The 21522-nt window shown below is 45.3% G+C and carries 24 protein-coding genes and 1 other annotated feature; of the genes, 1 reads left to right on the plus strand and 23 read right to left on the minus strand.

Translation table 11 applies throughout. The features are described 5' to 3' along the window. Window positions 1-184 precede the first annotated feature (184 nt). From pheA to ASG85_RS29685, 4 genes are read right to left on the minus strand one after another with little or no spacing between them, the layout of a single operon-like run. Window positions 185-1048 carry a prephenate dehydratase gene (gene pheA / locus ASG85_RS29670; RefSeq protein WP_060648581.1) on the minus strand — a complete coding sequence of 288 codons (864 nt, stop codon included), beginning with the start codon at window positions 1046-1048 and terminating at the stop codon, window positions 185-187. Then, the gene (gene thrB, locus ASG85_RS29675) at window positions 1045-2022 is read right to left on the minus strand and encodes a homoserine kinase (protein ID WP_060648582.1); all 978 of its coding nucleotides are present in this window, start codon (window positions 2020-2022) and stop codon (window positions 1045-1047) included. The genes pheA and thrB overlap by 4 nt, the downstream gene beginning before the upstream one ends. A 27-nt stretch (window positions 2023-2049) precedes the next feature. Then, window positions 2050-3336 carry a homoserine dehydrogenase gene (locus ASG85_RS29680; protein ID WP_057306143.1) on the minus strand — a complete coding sequence of 429 codons (1287 nt, stop codon included), beginning with the start codon at window positions 3334-3336 and terminating at the stop codon, window positions 2050-2052. A 30-nt stretch (window positions 3337-3366) separates the two neighbouring features. Next, complete coding sequence (locus ASG85_RS29685) at window positions 3367-3849, minus strand: ACT domain-containing protein (protein ID WP_082562464.1); 483 nt, start codon at window positions 3847-3849, stop codon at window positions 3367-3369. A gap of 167 nt (window positions 3850-4016) precedes the next feature. Between ASG85_RS29685 and ASG85_RS29690 the strand changes: the two genes are divergently transcribed. Further along, window positions 4017-4526, plus strand: a complete 510-nt coding sequence (locus tag ASG85_RS29690; protein ID WP_057306144.1) for an NUDIX domain-containing protein — start codon at window positions 4017-4019, stop codon at window positions 4524-4526. Window positions 4527-4584: 58 nt separating this feature from the next. Here ASG85_RS29690 and ASG85_RS29695 read toward each other — a convergent pair whose 3' ends face one another. The 19 genes from ASG85_RS29695 to ASG85_RS29785 form a co-directional block, all read right to left on the minus strand. Continuing rightward, on the minus strand, window positions 4585-5373 hold the full coding sequence (locus ASG85_RS29695; protein ID WP_060648583.1) for a C40 family peptidase: 789 nt from the start codon (window positions 5371-5373) through the stop codon (window positions 4585-4587). Window positions 5374-5606: 233 nt separating this feature from the next. Beyond that, entirely contained in the window at window positions 5607-6680 is a 1074-nt protein-coding gene (locus tag ASG85_RS29700; protein ID WP_060648584.1) for an anthranilate phosphoribosyltransferase, read from the minus strand. A gap of 1090 nt (window positions 6681-7770) precedes the next feature. Next, window positions 7771-9072: a GTPase ObgE gene (gene obgE, locus ASG85_RS29705; protein ID WP_057306147.1), complete on the minus strand. Its 1302-nt coding sequence runs from the start codon at window positions 9070-9072 to the stop codon at window positions 7771-7773. A 52-nt stretch (window positions 9073-9124) separates the two neighbouring features. Continuing rightward, window positions 9125-9880, minus strand: coding sequence for a Spo0B domain-containing protein (locus tag ASG85_RS29710; protein WP_057306148.1), 756 nt, complete (start codon window positions 9878-9880; stop codon window positions 9125-9127). Between the two features lie 223 nt (window positions 9881-10103). Next, the gene (gene rpmA, locus ASG85_RS29715) at window positions 10104-10415 is read right to left on the minus strand and encodes a 50S ribosomal protein L27 (RefSeq protein ID WP_029194675.1); all 312 of its coding nucleotides are present in this window, start codon (window positions 10413-10415) and stop codon (window positions 10104-10106) included. A gap of 4 nt (window positions 10416-10419) precedes the next feature. After that, on the minus strand, window positions 10420-10773 hold the full coding sequence (locus tag ASG85_RS29720) for a ribosomal-processing cysteine protease Prp (RefSeq protein WP_029194674.1): 354 nt from the start codon (window positions 10771-10773) through the stop codon (window positions 10420-10422). A gap of 11 nt (window positions 10774-10784) precedes the next feature. Next, on the minus strand, window positions 10785-11096 hold the full coding sequence (gene rplU, locus ASG85_RS29725; protein WP_029194673.1) for a 50S ribosomal protein L21: 312 nt from the start codon (window positions 11094-11096) through the stop codon (window positions 10785-10787). A gap of 12 nt (window positions 11097-11108) precedes the next feature. After that, window positions 11109-11197: a sequence feature (ribosomal protein L21 leader region), on the minus strand. A gap of 52 nt (window positions 11198-11249) precedes the next feature. After that, on the minus strand, window positions 11250-12413 hold the full coding sequence (locus tag ASG85_RS29730) for an Rne/Rng family ribonuclease (RefSeq protein WP_057306149.1): 1164 nt from the start codon (window positions 12411-12413) through the stop codon (window positions 11250-11252). Between the two features lie 23 nt (window positions 12414-12436). Beyond that, a complete protein-coding gene (locus tag ASG85_RS29735; protein ID WP_060648585.1) occupies window positions 12437-13312 on the minus strand; it encodes a M50 family metallopeptidase in 876 nt (291 codons plus the stop codon). Further along, complete coding sequence (locus ASG85_RS29740; RefSeq protein ID WP_060648586.1) at window positions 13305-14198, minus strand: M23 family metallopeptidase; 894 nt, start codon at window positions 14196-14198, stop codon at window positions 13305-13307. Before ASG85_RS29740 ends, ASG85_RS29735 begins: the two co-directional genes overlap by 8 nt. Before the next feature lie 111 nt (window positions 14199-14309). Next, window positions 14310-15458, minus strand: a complete 1149-nt coding sequence (locus tag ASG85_RS29745; protein WP_057306152.1) for an FtsW/RodA/SpoVE family cell cycle protein — start codon at window positions 15456-15458, stop codon at window positions 14310-14312. A gap of 7 nt (window positions 15459-15465) precedes the next feature. Then, on the minus strand, window positions 15466-16260 hold the full coding sequence (gene minD / locus ASG85_RS29750; protein ID WP_057306153.1) for a septum site-determining protein MinD: 795 nt from the start codon (window positions 16258-16260) through the stop codon (window positions 15466-15468). Window positions 16261-16304: 44 nt separating this feature from the next. Further along, window positions 16305-16958, minus strand: coding sequence for a septum site-determining protein MinC (gene minC, locus ASG85_RS29755; protein WP_057306154.1), 654 nt, complete (start codon window positions 16956-16958; stop codon window positions 16305-16307). Window positions 16959-17030: 72 nt separating this feature from the next. Next, window positions 17031-17558 carry a rod shape-determining protein MreD gene (mreD, locus tag ASG85_RS29760; RefSeq protein WP_057306155.1) on the minus strand — a complete coding sequence of 176 codons (528 nt, stop codon included), beginning with the start codon at window positions 17556-17558 and terminating at the stop codon, window positions 17031-17033. A gap of 13 nt (window positions 17559-17571) precedes the next feature. Continuing rightward, complete coding sequence (gene mreC / locus ASG85_RS29765) at window positions 17572-18432, minus strand: rod shape-determining protein MreC (RefSeq protein ID WP_235549391.1); 861 nt, start codon at window positions 18430-18432, stop codon at window positions 17572-17574. Between the two features lie 21 nt (window positions 18433-18453). Further along, entirely contained in the window at window positions 18454-19488 is a 1035-nt protein-coding gene (locus tag ASG85_RS29770; protein ID WP_056836326.1) for a rod shape-determining protein, read from the minus strand. A gap of 36 nt (window positions 19489-19524) precedes the next feature. Continuing rightward, window positions 19525-20214, minus strand: coding sequence for a RadC family protein (gene radC, locus ASG85_RS29775; RefSeq protein ID WP_060648587.1), 690 nt, complete (start codon window positions 20212-20214; stop codon window positions 19525-19527). Window positions 20215-20326: 112 nt separating this feature from the next. Next, window positions 20327-20776 (minus strand): RrF2 family transcriptional regulator, encoded by a 450-nt coding sequence (locus ASG85_RS29780; RefSeq protein WP_057306156.1) that lies wholly within the window; start codon window positions 20774-20776, stop codon window positions 20327-20329. A gap of 120 nt (window positions 20777-20896) precedes the next feature. Next, on the minus strand, window positions 20897-21499 hold the full coding sequence (locus ASG85_RS29785; protein WP_060648588.1) for a Maf family protein: 603 nt from the start codon (window positions 21497-21499) through the stop codon (window positions 20897-20899). Window positions 21500-21522: the final 23 nt, after the last annotated feature.

Here is a 21522-nt window from a genome sequence, read left to right on the forward strand (position 1 = left end):
GCATTAACTCGAGTTTCGTTAAAAAAACTACTTGGTAAGCATAATCTCGAGTTCTCGCAAGAAAACTTGCTTCGTAAGCATTCGCTTAGTCACAATGATATTACAGTTTATGCAGGTTCCTAGGCTTTTGCCCCTTTTGGACAAAAAAAATCCCTCGCGTAATGAACGCAAGGGAAGAACGGTATTAACTCGTGTATGAATAACTCGGATAACAACCCAAAATTCGAACCTGACAACCAATCGCTTCAATTTCTTGAATGGCAGATGGCAGGAGAACGGAATCCAGGGAACCAGCAATATCGATATAGAAATAATAAGTACCGAGTTTCTTCTTCGTGGGCTTGGATTCAATCTTCGAAAGATTAATTCTGCGCCAAGCAAAAGCAGAGAGCACCTGATGCAGGGCACCTGGGTAATCTTCAGGCAGTGTGACAAGAATAGTTGTTTTCATGTCTTCCGAGGACTTTAGTTCTGACGCTTCGGTACCAACCAGCAAAAACCGGGTCATATTGTCTTTATGGTCCTGTATTTCTCTTTGCAGCATAGGAACACCATAGTTTGTAGATGCAATAGCCGTTCCGATAGCAGCCACGGTATGGTCCTGCAGCGTTGATACTATTCGTACTCCCTCTGCCGTGGAGCTTACTTGCTCAAACTCTGCCTCGCTCAAATACTGTTTCATAAATCTACTGCACTGTGCAGGAACGACGTGATGAGATAATACCTTACGAATATGTCCATATGGATTCGAAGCTTCCACTTGTCCGTCAGGATTCGGAAACCCTATGAGATTCATATCAATGGGAAAAACCCACTCCGCCCGAATGGGCAGATCAACCTCGTGAACGAGCCAGTCGACATGTAAATGAACGGATCCTTCAAGTGTGTTTTCAATGGGAATGACCCCTAAATCCGTTTCCCCTGACGCTGTCGCATTGAACACTTCAGAAATTAGCTTGTATGAAACATAAGTAAAGTCTTCACCTAAAAAATGACGGGTGGCTTCTTCCGAAAAGGTACTTGGTCCTAAGATGGCAACCCGCTTCATGCAAGAACCTCCCCTTCAACGAAGGATAACAGATCCCCGTCACCTTCTTGCAGCAGAACTGCCGCCACACCTTCTCCGCTCGGCTTTAGCCATAGCGTCTGCGCTTCAATTCCTTCCTTAGCAAGCGTGTCCTTCAGGAATGCCTCGAGCTCCTCTTTCTGGCCGCTTCGTGCATCCACTAACGCAAGCATCGTCGGTCCAGCTCCGCTAAGTGCAACCCCTAGCGCACCATGGTTCTCCGCTTGCTCAAGCAGCGTCTTCATGCCCGGAATGAGCTCTGCACGGTAAGGCTGATGCAGCGCGTCCTTCATGGCATGACGGATCATCCCCAGGTTGCAGGTAGCTAGCGCGGCAACAAGCAAAGAGGAATGGCTGAGGTTGAACACCGCATCCTTCATGGTCACTTGCTTCGGCATTACGCTTCTTGCCTTCTCTGTAGAAAGCTGGAACGCTGGTATCGCCACCAGCACCTCCAAATTAGCGTCCGGCTCTATTCGAATAGATTCGGCTTTCTCGCCGTCCCAGAACGCAACCACGATCCCGCCGAACAAGCTTGCCCCGACATTGTCCGGGTGCTTCTCCAGGCGGCTCGCGATTTGGAACAGCTCATATTGCGTGAGCTTGTTCCCGATTAGGGCATTGGCGCCGGCAAGCGCACCAACTATAGCTGACGCGCTGCTGCCTAGACCGCGTGTGAGTGGAATATCGCTATACATGGAAATATCCAGTTCAGGGTGAGAAACGTTCGCCTGTTCAAATACCATTTGCGCGACTTTATAAATTAAATTGGACTTGTCCGTTGGAATTCCGTTCATCTGATCGCCGATCAAGCGAATCGTCGTTTCTTTCGAGATCGCCATGTCAATCCAGGCATATAAGTTCAAGGCCATCCCCAGTGAGTCAAAGCCAGGACCTAAGTTTGCCGTGCTTGCCGGCACTTTCACTCTTACCTTTTGCACTGCCTTATAACTCATTTCGAAATTGCGCCTCTTTTCAATAATTTAGCCTTCTACGCGATAAACGCTTTTGATGGCGTGAATAACATCCATGGATTCGAATTGTCTCAGCACATTCTTCATACTGGCTTGGTTCGCATCATGCGTGATAATAATAATTTCAGCCTTCGGATTGGATTGGTTCGGGTGTTGGAACACAGACTCCAAACTAACTTCGTGCTGAGCGAAAATTTGCGTAATTTGTGCAAGTACACCCGCTTTATCCTCAACGTGCAGAAGAATAAAGTTTTTGGAGGCAATCTGTTCGTCCGTCTTCAGCTTCATTTCTTTGTAAGGCGCCAGCACCGTACGTCCATTCACACCCAGCCTCAAGTTGCGTACAACAGCAACCAAATCTGCTACGACAGATGTTGCCGTCGGCAGCTCGCCTGCTCCAGCACCGTAGAACATCGTTTCACCTACTGCTTCGCCTGTTACATACACAGCATTGAACACACCATTTACGGAAGCAAGCGGATGCGAGTTTTTCACCATAGTAGGTTGTACACTCACAGAGATATGACCATCATGATTTTCTGCAATTCCAAGCAGCTTCACTTCGTAGCCTAATTTTTTGCCGTATTGAATATCTTCTTTGGATACCTTCGAAATGCCTTTTACTTCAACATCGCTAAGAGCAACATTGGCATGGAAGCCAAGTGTCGATAAAATGGTCATTTTACGAGCGGCATCCAGCCCCTCAACATCAGATGTTGGATCTGCTTCTGCGTAGCCAAGATCCTGTGCTTCTTTCAAGACATCGGCATATGCAGCGCCTTCTTGACTCATTTTAGTCAAAATGTAATTGGTTGTACCGTTCACGATGCCCATAATCTTCGTAATACGGTCAGACGAGAAGCCCTCTACGAGTGCACGAATGATCGGAATACCGCCGGCAACACTAGCTTCATAAAATACATCGCAGCCGTGTTCAGCTGCTTTTGCCAAGATTTCAGCGCCATGCATGGCCATAAGATCCTTATTCGCTGTCACGATGTGCTTGCCATTGCCTAGCGCAGTTAAAATATGCTCTTTGGTTGCTGCAACTCCGCCCATAACTTCAACGACAACATCAATCTCACTATCACTAATAACGTCCCATACTTGTTCCGTCAGTTTATTTGCATCCACGGAAATGTTGCGAAGCTTTGATTTATCTTGTACTAAAATTTTTGAGATTTCAATGGACGAGCCTGTTTGACGCTGCAAATCCTCTTGATGTCCTTCGATAATGCGGACTACACCTGTTCCTACTGTACCTAATCCGAGCAAACCAACCTTGATGGGTTTCATGTATGTTACCTCCTGAATATTTTTTCTATCTTAACTGCCTTGACCGATGACCATGGCACGCTTGACCCCTTCTTGCGCTTGAAGTCGATTAAGCATTTGACGAATCTCTTCCCCCATCGAGGAAGTCTCTACCGAAATGACGACATTCGCCATACCTTGCAGAGGAATTGTTTGATGTATCGTTAATACATTCCCATCCAAATTAGCAATGAGAGCCAGTACACGAGACAGAATCCCGGACCGATGCTCTAAATCCATAGATATTGTGATGATGCGCTCTCGTTCCAGTTTGCTGAGAGGGTGAATACCATCCTTATACTTATAGAAAGCGCTGCGGCTGAGTCCGACTTGTTCAACGGCATCGTGGATCGTTTTCACTTCACCCCGTGCAAGCAGCTCCTTAGCCTGAGCTGTCTTGAGTACTCCTTCTGGCAAAATATCTTCCCGGACTAAGTAGTACCTCTCAGGACCGGTGTGCTTGATCGTTTGTAAAAAATCTTTGCTTTCCGGCACTTCACCATCGTCCTCTCTGGAAAGACCAATGTTCCTCTATAGAGGACATTATATCGAATCATACGGATTGAAGCAATAGGCAATTCACATCTTAATTTTTCATCTTTTGCAGCACCTTACTTCACTATGATAAGCTGATAGTACTAGATTAGAAAGGGATTGCCTCCATGATTACATTACGCATGATGTCTACGGCTCTCCTCTGGAACAGCCAGAACGAATTACTAATGATGAAACGCTCCTTAACGCGTTCGCTGTCGCCAGGTTTATGGGCTGCTATTGGCGGTCACCTGGAGCCGAGTGAATTGAATAATCCGCGGGCAGCCTGCTTGCGCGAAGTGTGGGAGGAGACTGGCATTGAGCATGATGAAATCCAAGGGCTGCGCATGCAGTATGTTTTACTTCGATTGAATGGACAAGAAGTTCGCCAGCAATTTTTCTATATCGGAACGACTGATGTGAACCCGCGGATCGTCACACCCGAAGGGGATCTACATTGGATTCCTAAAGAACAGGTGCTGGAGCGCCCAATCCCTTTTATTTTTCGTTGCTTGCTTGAACATTATTTCAGCGTAGGCCTTACTGAGCACCCATGGGTAGGCTCAGCAGGAATTCAACTGGACACAGGTGAACCTACTATTCACTGGAACCCATTAGTAGATCCCCTGCAGACTTAATATGAATAGCAAAAAGGCAGACATCGATTGCTCGAGTTCTGCCTTTTTGAACTGCTAATTATAACGCGCTGCCTCCGAATAAGAAACGATACTCCCAGTGGCGATTTTCGATTGAATCAATCCGAACACCACCGCTGTCATTGGAGTATGTCGACAAAATTTGTCCATTTCCTAAGTAAATAGCCACGTGCGTAATGGTCTGAGTAGACTTATTAATACCGCTGTAATTCGATTTGCTTGTCCCTTTGTAAGACATGAAGAACATGAGATCGCCAGCTTTCAGATCGTGCCAATTTGTTTTGGCATGCCCGAGAGATTTCACATAACTCCCCTGGCCTCTAGAGTCGCTTGGCAGCTTCTTTCCAATTCCATCCAAGAAAGCTTGACGGACAAAGTCAGAGCAATCAAACGTTCTTGTATTATCACGACTTGATCCATATTCATAGGGAGTACCTAGATACTTCTTACCAGCAGCTATAATTTTTTGAACATTCGCACTTGTTGAACCGCTAGAACCACTGCCGGAACCACCATTCGTGTTGGAATCTCCAGGCGATGTAACACCCGATGCTTTTATGTATTTGGCGCTTGTGCTTATGTAACCCTCACGGCCATCAGAAGCTCTCACTTTGTACCACCAACTGTTCACTTTGGACAGGATGGTAACCTTCTCGCCTTCCTTCAAATACCGGATACGCGTAGAATTCTCATTCGCACTTTGGCGAAGACTGACACTGTTAATAATTTGACCTGTTGATGCAGCCGAAGCTTCTTTAGGTAAAGGAATTGTCACAGCGCCAAAGATAAGGGCTGGAGCAAGTACGAGGGTCAGTAGTTGTTTTTTCATGATGTTGGCCTCCTAGCATTTTATGTTGCAGAACGAGCATCATTCGCCTCTTCTTCCGTGTCGCCAGACTACCTGGCTTCGAAAGTAGTTGTCCTTCATATTTATTCGTAATATGGCCTCCTTTTTGGGGGGGTAAGATCACAATTAATTGGAAACATACCTCTAATTCCTCTGGTAGATGGAAACAAAAAAAGCCTTCCTTAGCTGATACATTACAGCATTTAGGAAGACCTTTATCCAATTTTGGCGGAGGAATCATGGATTTTCGGATCATCTTGAAGCATAAAGTGATGACTCTGGTCCACCCAACGCTGCATAACTTTGTGGGCTTCTTTCCTTTGCAGCAGCGATTCCGCCAGTTGAAAACCTTCTTCATAACTCCCCACTTTATCAAACCACGTCAACCGAAGTCCCGCATTAAAAATGACATGATCACGTTCCCGCTTCAATTCCTCTGAATCTTCTCCAGCAATAATGCGCCGCACCATGGCAACCTGATCATCTTTACTTAAAGGCAGCAGGGGCTCACTCAGAAAGCCGAATTTCTGCGGTTCAACCACTCGCGACTCATCTCCCCAAGGGGTCACGATCCTTATTGTACTGTTCTGGTAGATCGGCAAATCCTCGGATCCTTCTATCCCATTGATAATATATACATTTTGAAAGCCAGATCGGATAGATATGGGAATCAGAGATTCCATTGCTTTTCGCTGATTGACTCCTATAATCATATTCATTGAACGTACGGGATTTATAACTCTCTCAACGGTATTCATCACAGTTCGCAATCCTAACTGCTCGCGAACCTGTTTCAGCTTCCCAAGCGGCGGACAAAGCTGTTCGGTATGAAGAAATCCAATATGCAGGTGAAACAACATCGTTTCCCATGCTTTCACTGATAAATCTATCGCAACGCCGAAGCTTTCTAATAGTTCTTTCATTGCGGTTCCCTGTCTCGGCGGAAGTGAATCACCTCCATGCAGTACCTGGGAGAAACCCACTGAAGCAAGCAGGAGGCTAACTGGCAGTGTAATGGGAAAATATTGCCGGCCTTCCGTTGGTCCCGCACAATTGAGTGAATCCGCAAAAGTATGGTAATTCAAAGAATAGCTGCGGAAAACATCAATGAATGCCATCAACTCTTCGTCAGCTTCCCCTTTCATACACAGTGCCATTAGGAAAGCTGCGCATTGAGCCTCTGTCGAATCTCCTCTGGCCATCTCATGTGCGGCTTCTACAGCTTCATCATAAGATAAATCACGTGATCCTTGCATACCAGTTCCCATCGCTTGAATCCATCTTTTCATCAAAATTCCTCCTTCCTCATATCGATACACTCCATAGATACACTTTATAGATACACTTCATATACACTTCATAGATACACTTCATGGATACACTTCATGAAATGTTATATTTTTTAACATTAAATTATGTTAATTAATAAAATCGTAATCTTTTTCTTTGTTCGTGTCAAGTTTCATGACATTAATCCGCGTTTTAACGTTAAAAGAACGGTTTGCGCCGTCCTCGAGTGATAGTATTTATAAAAGTTGATGCAAAGTAAGCTACAACGCGTGAGACGTATATGCTTTAGCATTAACTTGCTAATACAGGTGTCGTTGTACTTTGTACAACATTGAGCAGGATAATCCGCGTTAGCCCCAGAGGTATGAATAATTAATCGCTTTCTCATCCGTGTAATGTTGTACTGCGGAGACTGTCAATTCATGCATTATGCCAGCTAACCACTGATAGGCATGACTCCAAAATTTGATTCTAAAGTCTTTTTTGCAGCTTAGTGAGGGAAGATTCGGCTATTGTAGATGCCAATGTTGTATTATCGAGACCGTCGATTTATTCATCTAATCTTGCTCTGCATGGAGGTGTCTTAGTTCGTGTTCAATCGTCAACTAGGCTCAATTGAGGTTGCTAGATGAATGAATTCATGTTCGCGGTTGAATGATGTTGTACAAACTGCAACAATTACTACCTAAATCTCACCTTTTTCCATTAGTTGTTGCATCATGTACAACAATTTGGTCCTATACAGGCCATTTCTCAAACAAATGAGCTAAAATGTTGTACAAACTGCAACTTCAAGTTGCAAAATAGCCTTTGGGCTTGTAAATTGTTGTAGATATTACAACACTGCTAATCACAATAGCCCAGCTCCCCTCATAAAAGCTAATGACTCTAAAATCAGATTTTGGAGTTTTGAATACCAGTTGTGAGAGACATAATGAATCAATCGAAAGCCTTGTACAACATGCAACATCCTGGGCTTTTCAAGAAGAAACCGCGGAAATTGTTGTACACTGTTCAACTCGAGTATCTAATCTCCAACTTCTTAAACGCAAAAAAACACTCATCCTTAGGATAAGTGTTTCTATCGTTCTAATGCTTCTCATCAAATTCGAAGTCAAAATCACCAATTTGGATCGTCTGCCCATGGACGGCTCCACGTTTACGCAATTCGTCATCGATCCCGATATTACGCAAAATACGAGCAAAACGAGCGACGCCGTCCTGTGTACTGAAGTTCGTTCGTTTGATCAATTTCTCAATCGACGGACTTTCAACAATGAATACATCGTTCTCACGACGAATCGTGTAATCATTCTCCTCGCGTTTCTCGAAGCGATACACTTTACGCTCTTCTTTATCAGCTACACCCTCTACTTCAGGAGCATTCGGGATACTTTCTACAATGTCTGAGATCTTGTAGAGAAGCTCCTGCACACCGCCTCGTGTCAAAGCAGAGATCGGGTAAACCTCAAACTCTTTGCCATCAGCGGCCATCTGCTCCTTGAATAAAGCCAGATTGTCCTCTGATTCTGGCATGTCCATCTTATTGGCAACAACAATTTGCGGACGCTGTTCCAACTTAGCATTATAGAGCTTAATTTCCTCATTAATCTTGAGGAAATCTTCATAAGGATCGCGGCCGTCTGCAGCAGACATGTCCACGACATGCACAATCACTCGCGTCCGTTCTACGTGGCGCAAGAACTCATGACCGAGTCCCACACCCTCGTGTGCCCCTTCAATAAGACCGGGAAGGTCCGCCATGACGAAGCTGCGTCCATCACCAACATCCACAACCCCGAGGTTCGGGGTAAGGGTTGTAAAGTGATACGCCGCAATTTTCGGCTTCGCGGCAGAGACAACCGACAATAGCGTGGATTTCCCAACGCTTGGGAAGCCTACTAAGCCGACGTCGGCCATGACCTTCATCTCCAGCACAACCCAACGCTCCACGCCCTCCTCGCCGTTCTCAGCAATTTCTGGTGCTGTTACGCGTGCTGTTGCGAAGCGTGTGTTGCCTCGGCCTCCTCGACCGCCTTTGGCCACAACCACCTCTTGTCCATGACGCGTCAAGTCGGCGATAACCTCCCCAGTGTCATCATCGATGATGGTTGTCCCCGGCGGGATGCGTACAACCATATCCTCTGCGTTAGCACCATGCATCGACTTGTTGCGGCCCTTCTCGCCGCGCTCCGCTTTAAAGTGCTTCTGATAGCGGAAATCCATCAATGTCCGCAGACCTTCGTCTACACGGAATATAACGTCGCCGCCATTTCCTCCGTCGCCACCTGCAGGTCCGCCCTCTGGTACATATTTCTCACGGCGGAAAGCAACTAAACCGTCGCCACCGTCGCCACCTTTAACAAATATCTTCGCTTTATCAACAAACATTTCTACACCTCAACTAAGGAGAGACTCTGGTCTTGGACCAAAGATCCCTTTATTATGTAAGAAACGGTAACCGCAATGTGATGACCGCTTCTTCCTCTTGCCATTCACTCTGCTCCAGCGAAAAAGAATTCACTTTCGAAAGCAGGGTTTCCTTCACAGCTTTTTCAAGTTGCTCCCGGTTATAGGGGCCTTGATATACAAAATCAAGCAGTAAGCCATCTTCTTGAACATCAAATTCCAAGCTGAGTGTACCGCTTTCACCGTCACTTGCCGCAGCATGCTCCTGAACGCATTCCACGGTTTGACGTACCAATCTTTCGATAAGTCCGTCATGCAGAGGAAGTTGTCCAAGATTGATTTCTTGATCTAATTCAACTTCCAGCTCTAATGACTTTGACTGGACGCGAAAAAGCAGCAAGAAAGCAATTAACGATGGAACACCTAACTTGGAGAGATTACTTTCCTGCTGCATAGTCATTTTTATTTTTTCCATATAAGGCTGTAAATTATCAAACTTCTTTAACTGAATATAACCAAACAAAATTTGGGTATCGTTCATCCAATCGTGACGTAAGCGATTTATGACCTGAATTAACTTCTGTTGAGACTGTTGTTCCTGTTGGCGGAGCTCTTGGCTCCTCTTTTCTTCCAATCTACTCGCTTCCAACTTGAAGGCGGTATAACCGCTAAAGACTATGATCAGTAGTAAAGCACCCCTGACAATCCAAGGTTCCACAAACATCATTCCCGTCAAACCTATAAGCACAAGTGCCAATAAATAAACTTGCGTGCTGCCTGCTTGCTTCATTTCCCGTTCGCTCCGTTCTCCCTGCTTTGTAGCCGTTCATCCAGTATATCATGATTTACTAGCAAACTTCACCAAACAAATGAGAAAACCTCTGCCCTCGGCCATTCAAGATGAGTGACCGCGTTCTTAGATGAGAGACTTTGGTCTTCGACCAAAGATCCCTATATTGTTTCGTAGTAGAAAAAAATCCCTGGGCGGGCTTATCGCTCGCCAGGGATTCATATTACGCTTCTAAAGCTGCAGCCACAGGAGCTACATCAACTGGGTATACGCTCACTTTTTTGCGATCGCGGCCCCAACGTTCGAACTTCACTACGCCTTGTACCAAAGCGAAAAGTGTATCATCCGAACCGATGCCTACGTTCGTTCCTGGGTGAATTTTCGTACCGCGTTGGCGGTAGAGAATGCTTCCAGCAGTAACGGTTTGACCGTCAGCACGTTTAGCGCCAAGGCGCTTAGAGTGTGAGTCACGTCCGTTCTTTGTGGAACCCACCCCTTTTTTGGAAGCGAAAAACTGGAGATCCAATTTCAACATGGTGTTATCCTCCTTTGTGATAGATTGTTTCAATCGTTATATAGTCACCGTAATTATCTGCAATGGTTTGTAGCATGACGACCATCGATTCTAGAATCAATTGGACCTTATTCCATGTCTCCGGAACAGATCGTGTACTTTCTGGAATTGTAACATCCATCAAGCCTCGTTCCATCTCGTGAATGGGAATCACGCCTGTCAGCGATTCAATCGAATTATAAGTACCAAACGTTACCGCTGATACTGCAGCGCAGACTAGGTCTTTGCCAGGTACGTCATATTCAGCATGGCCTTCCACTACAAAAGATGAGATCTGAGGTGAATCCGGTGCAAGACGCTCTATGGTCACATAGATCATAAGGCTGCCTCTTACGCTTGGATTTTCTCAACTACTACTCTTGTGTACGGTTGACGATGACCTTGCTTTTTGTGATAGTTCTTTTTCGGCTTGTACTTATAAACGATGACTTTAGCGCCTTTGCCGTGTTTCTCCACTTTCGCGGAAACTGAAGCACCTGCAACCAATGGAGCACCTACTACTAAGCCACTCTCTTTGGAAACCAAGAACACACGATCAAAAGAAACAACTTCACCTTCAGCTGCGTTCAATTTTTCGATGTAAAGAACATCGCCTTCTTGAACTTTGTACTGTTTACCACCTGTTTCAATAATTGCGTACATTTTCATTACCTCCTCATGTCTCAGACTCGCCTTGTCCAGGTGACGGTTAGGATAAAATCCAAATCCGTGCTTAGACCCGATTCGTGCGGTTACAGCATGCCTAAACAACACACTCCGAGTATTATATCACAGAAACATTTTGTAATGCAATTATTATTTCCGCTTACGCGTCATCTCAAGCAGGCCTAGCTTGGTCCAACCGACAATAATCGTTTTGGAACGATCCTTACGAACGGCTTGTGTGATGTTCTCCATCACGGCTGCTCGATTCACTTCCGAACTCATGTCTATAAAATCAACAATAATAATGCCTCTTATATTACGAAGACGCAGAAGCCTTGGAATTTCACTTGCCGCTTCTCGATTAATATCGGTAACTGTCTGTTCTAAATCAATGGATCCGGTATACCTACCTGTATTCACATCAATCACAGTAAGTGCTTCGGTTTGATCAAATATCAAATACCCGCCGCTAGGCAGCCAAATTTTACGCCTAAAGCTCTGATTCAGCTCTTCTGTAACACCAAATTGATCAAATAACGGTATCTTGCGGTCATAATAAGCTACACGTCCCCGCCAACTCGGCTGCTGCTTACGCAGTAACTGTTTCATCTCTTCGTATACTTTGGCATCATTTAGCCAAATTTCATGAACGTCATCCGTTATGACATCTCGGGCTAATCTAGGCAGGAGATCAAGATCTTGATATAGCTGCGCGGGCGCGTGTGCCTCTTCCATTTTGGATACAATGGCACTCCATAATTCTCGTAAATTTTGCAAATCATCACGAATCGCTTCTTCGCTTTGACCAATAGCACCCGTTCGTATAATAACACCTTCACCAGGAAGCAAGCTGCCTTCGGCAAGCTGTTTGAGGCGCTGTCTTTCTGCATCCAAATCAATTTTACGGGATATAGCAATATAATCAGCGTCTGGCATGTAAACAATCCAGCGGCCAGGAATGGAAATATGCGTTGTTACTCTTGCACCTTTAGTACCTTGCGGATCTTTCGTCACCTGCACCATCAACGTCTGACCGACTTCGGCGAGCTCCGTTATTGAGGGTTTAATCTTAGGCTGCTTGTCCAAGTGGACGGGTAGGAGGTCGTCTATATATAGAAAGGCATTCTTCGCAAGGCCGATATCGACGAATGCCGCCTGCATGCCGGGAAGGACGTTGACGATGCGACCCATGTAGATGCTGCCTGCTCTTTGAGAATCAAGCGGATACTGCGTATCATACTCAACAAGGCGACTTTCTTCAAGCAATGCCGCTTGTGTAAGATCAGGTGCGCAGTGAATTATAAGTTGCTTCATACACGTTCACCTCAACAGTTATTTTACATGAAAAGATCGGAAACTGCACTCCCCGGTTTTTTCCCATCCAAATAACCGCTCACTAATTGCTGTTCCGGCAATACGGCTTGTATGCGCCCTGTTTCTCCTACGATATAGATTAAATGATATTTTTCCCGCATAAAAAGTTTCAGTGTTTCCGCCATTGTGCGATGTCTCGTAATAACAATCGGCTGTGCTAACGTCCCGCGGCTCAATAGCCTGCTCATTCGGTTCCCGCGACCAATAAGAAAGCGAAAAAAGTGATAGGGCAGCTGTCGATAGGCATACCAATTGGATACAAGCAAGAAAATACCGATGACTAATATATTGAGCGGGAGTTGTCCGTTGATCAGTTGGAAAATGGCTATGACTATAATAACCAGACTTAAGATCATACTGATCCATGCTGTATATAAAATCGTGTTATGGTAAGACAATAAATACCCTAATAATGACTGCATCACTTTGCCACCATCGAGCGGCATGACTGGAATAAGATTAAATAAGCCAATCATCAAATTAGCTTCAATGAAATAATCCCACCAGCTGCTTGCGCCCACATCCACCCATTTCATCAGCAACGCAACGAGGATCATCCATACGTGCTGCAGCGGCCCGGCTAGAGAGACAATCAGCTCTTCACGCGTCGGAGCCGTTCCAAGCTCATCTACGATCAAAACTCCCCCAAAAGGCAGAAGCTGCACTTCCCGCACCCTCCAGCCAAAGCCGTTGGCAGCAGCCAAATGACCAAGCTCGTGAACCAGTACGATGCCAAATAGCGTAATAGCCTCCAGGAAGTAGCCTGTAATGGCAGAACCGATCATAATGAGTGTAAATAAGGGATGGAATCGATACGTAGTTCCGGCCCATTTAATCAAAGCTGATCACATCCGATGGATTGACGGGATGCCCGTCCTTCGTAACGGCAAAGTACAGCGTCCCCTTCGCAGGATCCTTCTTGGAAGCCTTACCGATGGGTTCGCCAACTTTCATCCAGTCACCTACCTCAACATCGGCCTCACTCAATCCGCCATACAAAGATTGAAGTCCTCCTGGATGGCGTATCACAATTGTTAGGCCCGTTTCTACAGCTACTCCCGAGAAAATGACCTGACCTGTATCCAACGTATACACCGGTGCAAATTCAATGGTATTCAAATTAACTCCCATGTGGGAAGTTCCGTCATAACGTGTAACAATGCTTCCCTTTGCAGGGGAAAAAAAGGTGCGCTTAGAGGCATTCACTCTTATGGCCTCATTCCCTTCTCGATTAAAGCTAGGAATGAATGAAGGTGAGCCGCCGAACTGATCACTATACCAAGCTGATAGTGCATTGAAATCGTACGACTGCGTAAGTGAAGCGGTCACGAATTGCTTCCCTTTATTAGCCCAAGGCTGATTAAGCTGGAACATCCCGTAAAGTGCTGCAAACAAAACACAACTAATGAACAGCTTGACTGCAATCTTACGAGGCGATGGCGGCGCGAACAAGCCTCTTTCACCATCCCTCAGATAATCACGCCCGACTAATGCTGTGTCCATTAATAATTTTTGCTGCCATGCATACTCAGGATCCTCCATTCGCCGTTTCCATTCGGAGTCCACATAGAGCGGTACTTCGGTATGATGTTGTACTGGCAACGAATTCCCCCTAAATCCAGAGGGTCTCACCGGACTTCCACTCCCGTTAGAAGCATCTGACGTTTCGCGCAAATTGCGAAGTCGTTCCATCCTTCGCTGTTTCACTTTATCTTTGACTTCCATGGAAGCCCCTCCCCATCGTTTGCCTTTGTACAGCCTATGAGAAGAGGGACAAGATTATGTGGACAAAAAAAGCCCCTGACCAAAGGTCAAGGGCACTGCATTCATATACTTTTAGAAAAATTCAGGTTCACGTTCCTGATGCAGCTTTACGCTCATCACGAGGCCTAATGAAAGCATGTTAATCAGTAGAGAAGTTCCCCCATAACTGACGAATGGAAGAGTGATTCCCGTTAACGGCATGATACCTATCATCATCCCAACATTTTCAAAAATTTGAAAGACGAACATGGAAACCACACCCACCACAATATAAGCTCCGCTAAGCTGACTACTCTGGATCGAGATGAGGATCATGCGGTAAATGAGTAAAAAATAGATCAACAATAGAACCGCTGATCCGCGGAAACCGAATTCCTCACCAACGACGACGAAAATCGAATCGGAATACGCGAATGGAATGAAATTACTATGAACAGAGGTGCCTTTTAGAAAACCTTCGCCTTCCAAACCTCCTGAACCGATCGCTCTTACCGCATTACGGACTTGATAATTATCATCAGCAGACACATCTTGCGGATAAAGGAACGTATCGATACGATCCATCCAGTGACTAAAACCATAAACCTTAAGCATATCAAACAAGGATTGATGGAAATACTTATATAACGTCAAGAGCAAGAATCCAGCGCCTATGAGTACGACTGTGCTAAGTAAGACATGCGAGTATTTAATATTACCAATCCAAATCATACCCAAAAGAATGATTACAAAAATGATCGCATTCCCTAGATCAGGTTGAATGAGTACCAAGATAAACGGGACCAGCACAGCCACACCGACTGGAATAATATCATTCTTGATTTGCAGTAAATCACCTTTGCGCCTTGCCAACAGAGCAGTAACAGCCACGATTAGAATTAACTTCACTAACTCAGCTGGTTGGAAGGTCAAGCCTCCAGGGAGCTCAAACCAGCCACGCGCCCCATGAATTTTCGTGCCAAAAAAGTAGACCGTGATCAAAGAAAAGATGCCGATACCATAAAGATAGGGAGCAATTCTGATTAGTACTCGATAATCAAATAAACTGCTTGCAACGAACGCTGCGAGACCAACGCCATATAAGACGAGTATTTTCGTGATACTAACGTTAATTTTAGGATGATCGATAGATGCACTGTATACCAGCATCGTACTAATGACCATAAAAGCAATCAAAATGACAACAATAGGAATATCTATGTTTTTAAGTTTGGCAAGCATTGGACGATCAACCTATTCCGATAAACTTTTTCATACGTTTGACCCAGCCGCTTTTGTCCTCCAACTGCATAAGAGGCACCGTGTCGCCTAATATGCGACGAGCGATATTGCGGTAAGCAATAGCAGCGCGCGACGACGGATTCATCACGGTGGGTTCCCCTAAATTAGCTGCTTTGATCACATGCTCGTCATCTGGAACTATCCCTAACAAATCAATGGCGAGTACCGAGCATATTTCATCAATATCCAGCATCTCGCCTTTCTTCATCATCAATGGACGAATGCGGTTAATGACTAACTTAGGTGAGGAAATTTTCTCATTCTCCAGTAAACCGATAATGCGGTCAGCATCACGTACAGCCGCGTTTTCCGGTGTGGTAACAACGATCGCTTTGTCTGCTCCGGCTACGGCATTTTTGAAGCCTTGTTCGATCCCAGCTGGACAGTCGATAATGACAAATTCAAAGTCTTTTTTGAGCTCCAAAATAATATCTCTTACTTGCTCTGGCGATACGGCATGCTTATCCTTTGTTTGAGCAGCTGGCAAAAGATAAAGCTCATCAAAGCGCTTATCCTTAATTAATGCTTGCGGTAAACGGCAACGGCCTTCTGCAACATCCACAAGATCATAAATAATACGGTTTTCCAGACCCATGACCACATCCAGATTCCGCAGTCCAATGTCGGTATCTACCATGCAAACTTTTTTCCCTAAAAGCGCTAGTGCCGTTCCAAGATTCGCAGATGTCGTTGTTTTACCAACGCCACCTTTTCCTGAAGTGACGACGATTGCCTCTCCCATATTTTCTCACCCCACACGCTATTTTCACATATACAACAATTATCTTACATTGATTCCGGCCAAATACGATGAAGCTGGTGCAGCTTGTCGATTTCCATTTTACCTTCTTTTACATAAGCAAATTCCATGAAAGCCTCGTCGATACCCCATTCATCCGGTGGACGGCTAATGATTCCGGCAATCCTAAGTTGCGTGGGACGCATATGAGAAGCAGCGATAATCGCTTTCTCATCGCCATCCACCCCCGCATGCGCCATGCCGCGAAGAGACCCCATTATATAAATGTTCCCTGTAGAGGTAATCGTTCCGCCAGGATTAACATCGCCTAAATATAATAAATCACCCTCGTTGTGTAGGGTTTGTCCTGATCGAATCATTCCTTTGAGCGTTGTCATAGAAACCGCAGACTCCTCCGCAGGTTCCTCTTTAGGCGACTCACTTTCGATCGATTGGATAAGCAGGTTGCCTTTTTGCCTGATGACGGACCGAATTTCTTCCTTCTGTTCTTCGGTCGCTTCTCGGCTGCCTAATTTAACGTGCACATGAATAATCGGTCCAGTCAATATTTGTTGATGCGTTTTCTCAAGCTTATGCTGCAGCTCTTGCAGCAAGATTTGCCATTCGCATGCGTCGTTAAGCAAAAAAACAAGGCCATCCTTGACCCCTTTTATCATCACATGGTGCTTTGTTACAGACATAATTGCGCTACGACCTCCCAACCTATACATTTCGGTTCATGTCCTTAATTCTCCTGCCTAGAGCCTGGAAAATTAATCTTCGTTTCCGGACGGCACAATCCGCTTTCCTTCAAGCAGCTTGCGGATGGGAACGTAGCAAATCAAGGCGATTAGCAGATTAAATAGAACACTCGGAAGCATGTAATGGGTGAGAGCAAACTTCAAATCAATATCGATGAGCTTGAACAACCGATTGATACCAAAATTAATAAACTCAAACAACAGCAAACCAACGCCTGTTATGAGTAAGTTATAAAAAATCAAATTAGGCTGCCTTCGCTGCGCAAGTCCGGCCAAATAGCCAGTTAGCCCCATGCCGAAGGAATATACGCCTAGCATCGATCCATAATAGTTAAAGTCGTGTAATAGTCCGAACAAAAGTCCATAAATTAATGCGGTATGACGATGATGAAAAAGTCCGATAAACAAAATGAATACAAGTGTTAAATGGGGCGTCACATTAACGCTAGATTGCCAGGATGAAGGGATTAGCCAAACAAGCAAGGTTCCTTGCAGGATAAACAAACCGAGTAGAATGAGCCACAACAAATGTCTAATCACTTAATGGCTCACCTCATTTCACTTCCGGAACTTCGACAACAAACACTTCGCGAATATGGTTGAACGAAGCTTTGGGCTTCACCATAACCTTGTAGGTAATGCCGAATTCCCCTGGACCGATGGAAGAGATTGTCCCTACCTCAATGCCCTTAGGAAATACTTGCCCTAAACCTGATGTAATGATGGTATCCCCGATTTTCATATCGTCCGCATGTTCGACCTTGTTCATCACAAGCTCACCAGTGTTAGCGTAAGACTCAATCATCCCGAAGGGTTGACTCTCATTTCCCTTAACTGTAACCGCAATTGCCTTAGAATTATTATCGGTATCATTGATTTCATTGAGTAGCTGAACATTAGAGTGGAAACCAAACACCTTGCTCACCCTGCCGACCAACCCATCTACGGTCATGACGGCCATATTCTCTTTAATGCCATCTTTATCGCCTAGATTAATCGTGACCGTTTTGTTGTACGGGTCTGGATCAATCGTTACGACCTCAGCAATGCGATACGTATACACGTTAGCCTGACGCTGTCTTTCTGTGAAGCCAAGAGCTTCCATTAACCGCTTGTTTTGTGATTCTAGCTCATTCAAACGCTGTGTATCTCGTGCATACTGCGTAAGAGTCAGTTTCAACGTCTTATTTTCCTCGTAGATAACTCTTAGCTGACGGATGTCTTCAAAGAAACCCGCTACCTGCGCAGCGGGCTTGTAGAAGAGTCCTTGCGTCCATGATACCGAGTCTTTAACAAATTTTTCCGGCCACGTCATGGGTGCCCGGTTCCCGAGTGTCAGTCCCATCAATATAAAGAAGCAGACTAGACCGAACATCAGAAAAATCAACCTCTTGTTGCCCATAAATTTAAACAAATTAGCACCTTCTAACGAATATTAACGCTTATATCTCGAACTGGATCCTGATCTGTTCTTGAACAAATGGATATTTTCCAAAGCGCGCCCCGTTCCAATCGCCACACAATCTAGCGGATTCTCAGCGACGAGTACTGGCATTCCGGTTTCTCTGGCAAGCAGACGGTCAAGATTACGAAGTAAGCCGCCGCCGCCGGTCAGTACAATTCCCCGATCCATGATATCCGCTGATAATTCAGGCGGACACTTCTCGAGAGTAACCTTCACAGCTTCAACGATCGCATTCACCGTGTCCGTCAACGATTCCGTAATTTCATCGGAAGAAACGCTTAACGTTTTCGGTAATCCGGAAACTAGGTCACGTCCTCTTATTTCGAGGGACTCAGGCTTGTCCATAGGAAGTGCCGACCCGATTTCCAGCTTAAGCGTCTCGGATGTACGTTCACCGATCATCAAATTATACGTACGTTTAATGTATTGAGTGATGGCTTCGTCCATTTCATCGCCTGCAATTCGGATGGAACGGCTCGTTACAATCCCTCCAAGTGAGATGACTGCAACCTCCGTTGTTCCCCCTCCAATGTCAACAACCATGCTACCAGTTGGTTCCCAGACGGGAAGATCAGCACCGATCGCTGCTGCGAAAGGTTCTTCAATCGTGTAAGCTTCGCGTGCTCCAGCCTGCTTCGTCGCATCTTCAACAGCACGCTTCTCAACAGCTGTGATGCCTGAAGGCACACAAACCATCACATTCGGGTGACGCGGGAACAACCAACGCTGCTTCTGTGCTTGTCTTAAGAAGTAGCGAATCATCGTCGCGGTCGTCTCAAAATCAGCAATAACCCCATCCTTCATTGGACGAATTGCGCGAATGTTGCCTGGTGTACGGCCGATCATTTTTTTAGCGGCATCTCCGACAGCCTCGATTGTTTTTGTATCAGTACGTAGAGCAACCACGGACGGCTCCCTAACGACAATTCCTCTGCCTTTTACATATACCAATGTATTCGCTGTACCTAAATCAATTCCTAAATCTTTCGTAAAACCACCGAACATGGTAGTTGCTCCTTTCCTATTGCGTTATCTATTATATTACATAAAGCCTTGTTCCTTCAAACTTATGAATCTCTGATCACCAATGATAACATGATCAAGCACTTCAATACCAATTATTGTTCCTGCCTCCATAAGACGATGCGTGAGCTGAATATCCTCCGGACTTGGAGTTGGATCACCGCTAGGATGATTATGTACACAGATGATTGAAGCACTGCTGCGCTTAATTGCCGCGCGAAAAACTTCACGAGGATGAACAATGGACGCGTTCAGGCTGCCCATCGATAATGTTTCCTGCGCAAGCAAGTGGTTCTTGGTATTGAGAAACAGGCAAACGAAATGTTCTTTCTGCAAATAGCGAAGATCTTCACTCACTAAATCTGCAATATCCTTGGGGGAACGAATCGTAACTCGCTCCGCAAATGTACTCTTGGCTAATCTGCGTCCGAGCTCAATTCCGGCTTGAATTTGCAGCGCCTTCGCATTGCCGATTCCCTTGATTTGGGTTAGCTGGTCTTTACTCATGTCAACAAGGCTGCGCAGCCCGCCGCTTTCACTTAATATACGACCTGCTAGACGCAGCGCTGATTCCGACACTGTCCCTGTTCGAAGTAAAATGGCCAGGAGTTCTGCATGACTTAATGCACCTGCTCCGTATTGGAGCATGCGCTCTCTGGGTCTTTCCTCCTGTGGTACTTCTCGTAACATCAAACTTGTGACTTCCATGAATTCCCCTCTTTCATTATGTAGGTTGTGTTACTTAAACGCATCCCATTCATACGGATAAGTGCTCATAAAAACAAAATAAAGCCCGCGGATTTATAAGATCCGAGGGCTTCTAGGACAATTGCTCTTTATTCGATTGTGGGCATTCGAACGCTCTGATTTGTTCCAGCATACTGCCGATGGTATGTCCATCAAAGTATATTTCCATTTGCTTTTCTGCGTCAATGAAAACTTTCCCCATCAATAGATCCATTTTGGATGAAATGACGCAGGTCTTATTCTCATCACCAGAGCACCAGCTCGGTTTCAAGGAACCTTGACAAGTTAATCGGTAAATTTCGCCGAGTGTTACCTCGTTCGGGTTGCAGCTAAGTATGAATCCGCCACCGATTCCTTCTTTGGTCGAAACGTAACCTGCTTTTCGTAGAAAGCCCATAACTTTACGTATACGAGCAGAATGGGTAGATACATTCACAGCAATTTCTTCGCTGGTTGCCATATGATCCGGTAAATGAGCCAGAAATACGAGACTGTGGACGGCTATTGTAAATTCGCTGTTCATGGCAAATACCTCCCTGAAGAATGCGAAGTCATGTCGCTTACTGTCATTGTAACCGTTACAGATTACACAGTCAATGTATGCGTCCTATATTGGACATATATTCCAGCCTAGATCGGATGATTATAGAACTTGAATCTCAAAGCTTAGCAGTAAGTCACTGAGCAGAGAAAGCGGCAATCCAACAACGGTAAAGTGATCACCTTCAATAGATTCCACGATCGTTGCCCCGATCCCTTGAATCGCATAAGAACCAGCTTTATCCTTAGGTTCTCCTGTGGCAATATAACGTAGAATTTGTGCGTCCGACATAGACTTCATCTTCACATGAGTCACACGATGAGAGACTACCTGCTTACCTGTAGCCGCGTCCACACAAGCAACTCCGCTGTAAACCTGATGCGTACTGCCTTGCAGTGCTTTAAGCATCCGGAAAGAATCCTGCTCATTCACCGGTTTACCTAGAACCTCATCTTGATAGACAACAACGGTGTCAGAACCGATGATGATTCCTTCTTTTTCACTGGCTTCAAGCATTTCCAAAACAGTTCCAGCTTTACGCAAAGAGAGCACTTCTACGAGCTCAGCAGGCGATATTTTTTCTTCGACGGTCTCATCTGCGTCACTCACTCGAATGATATAGGGTAAACCAAGTGATTGAATAAGTTCCTGCCTCCGCGGCGAAGACGAAGCAAGAATAAGTCTTTGTTTAGGGGAATGACTCAAAAGAAACAACTCCTAGCTGATTG

The organism is Paenibacillus sp. Soil724D2, from assembly GCF_001427935.1.
Classification (GTDB): Bacteria; Bacillota; Bacilli; order Paenibacillales; family NBRC-103111; genus Paenibacillus_E.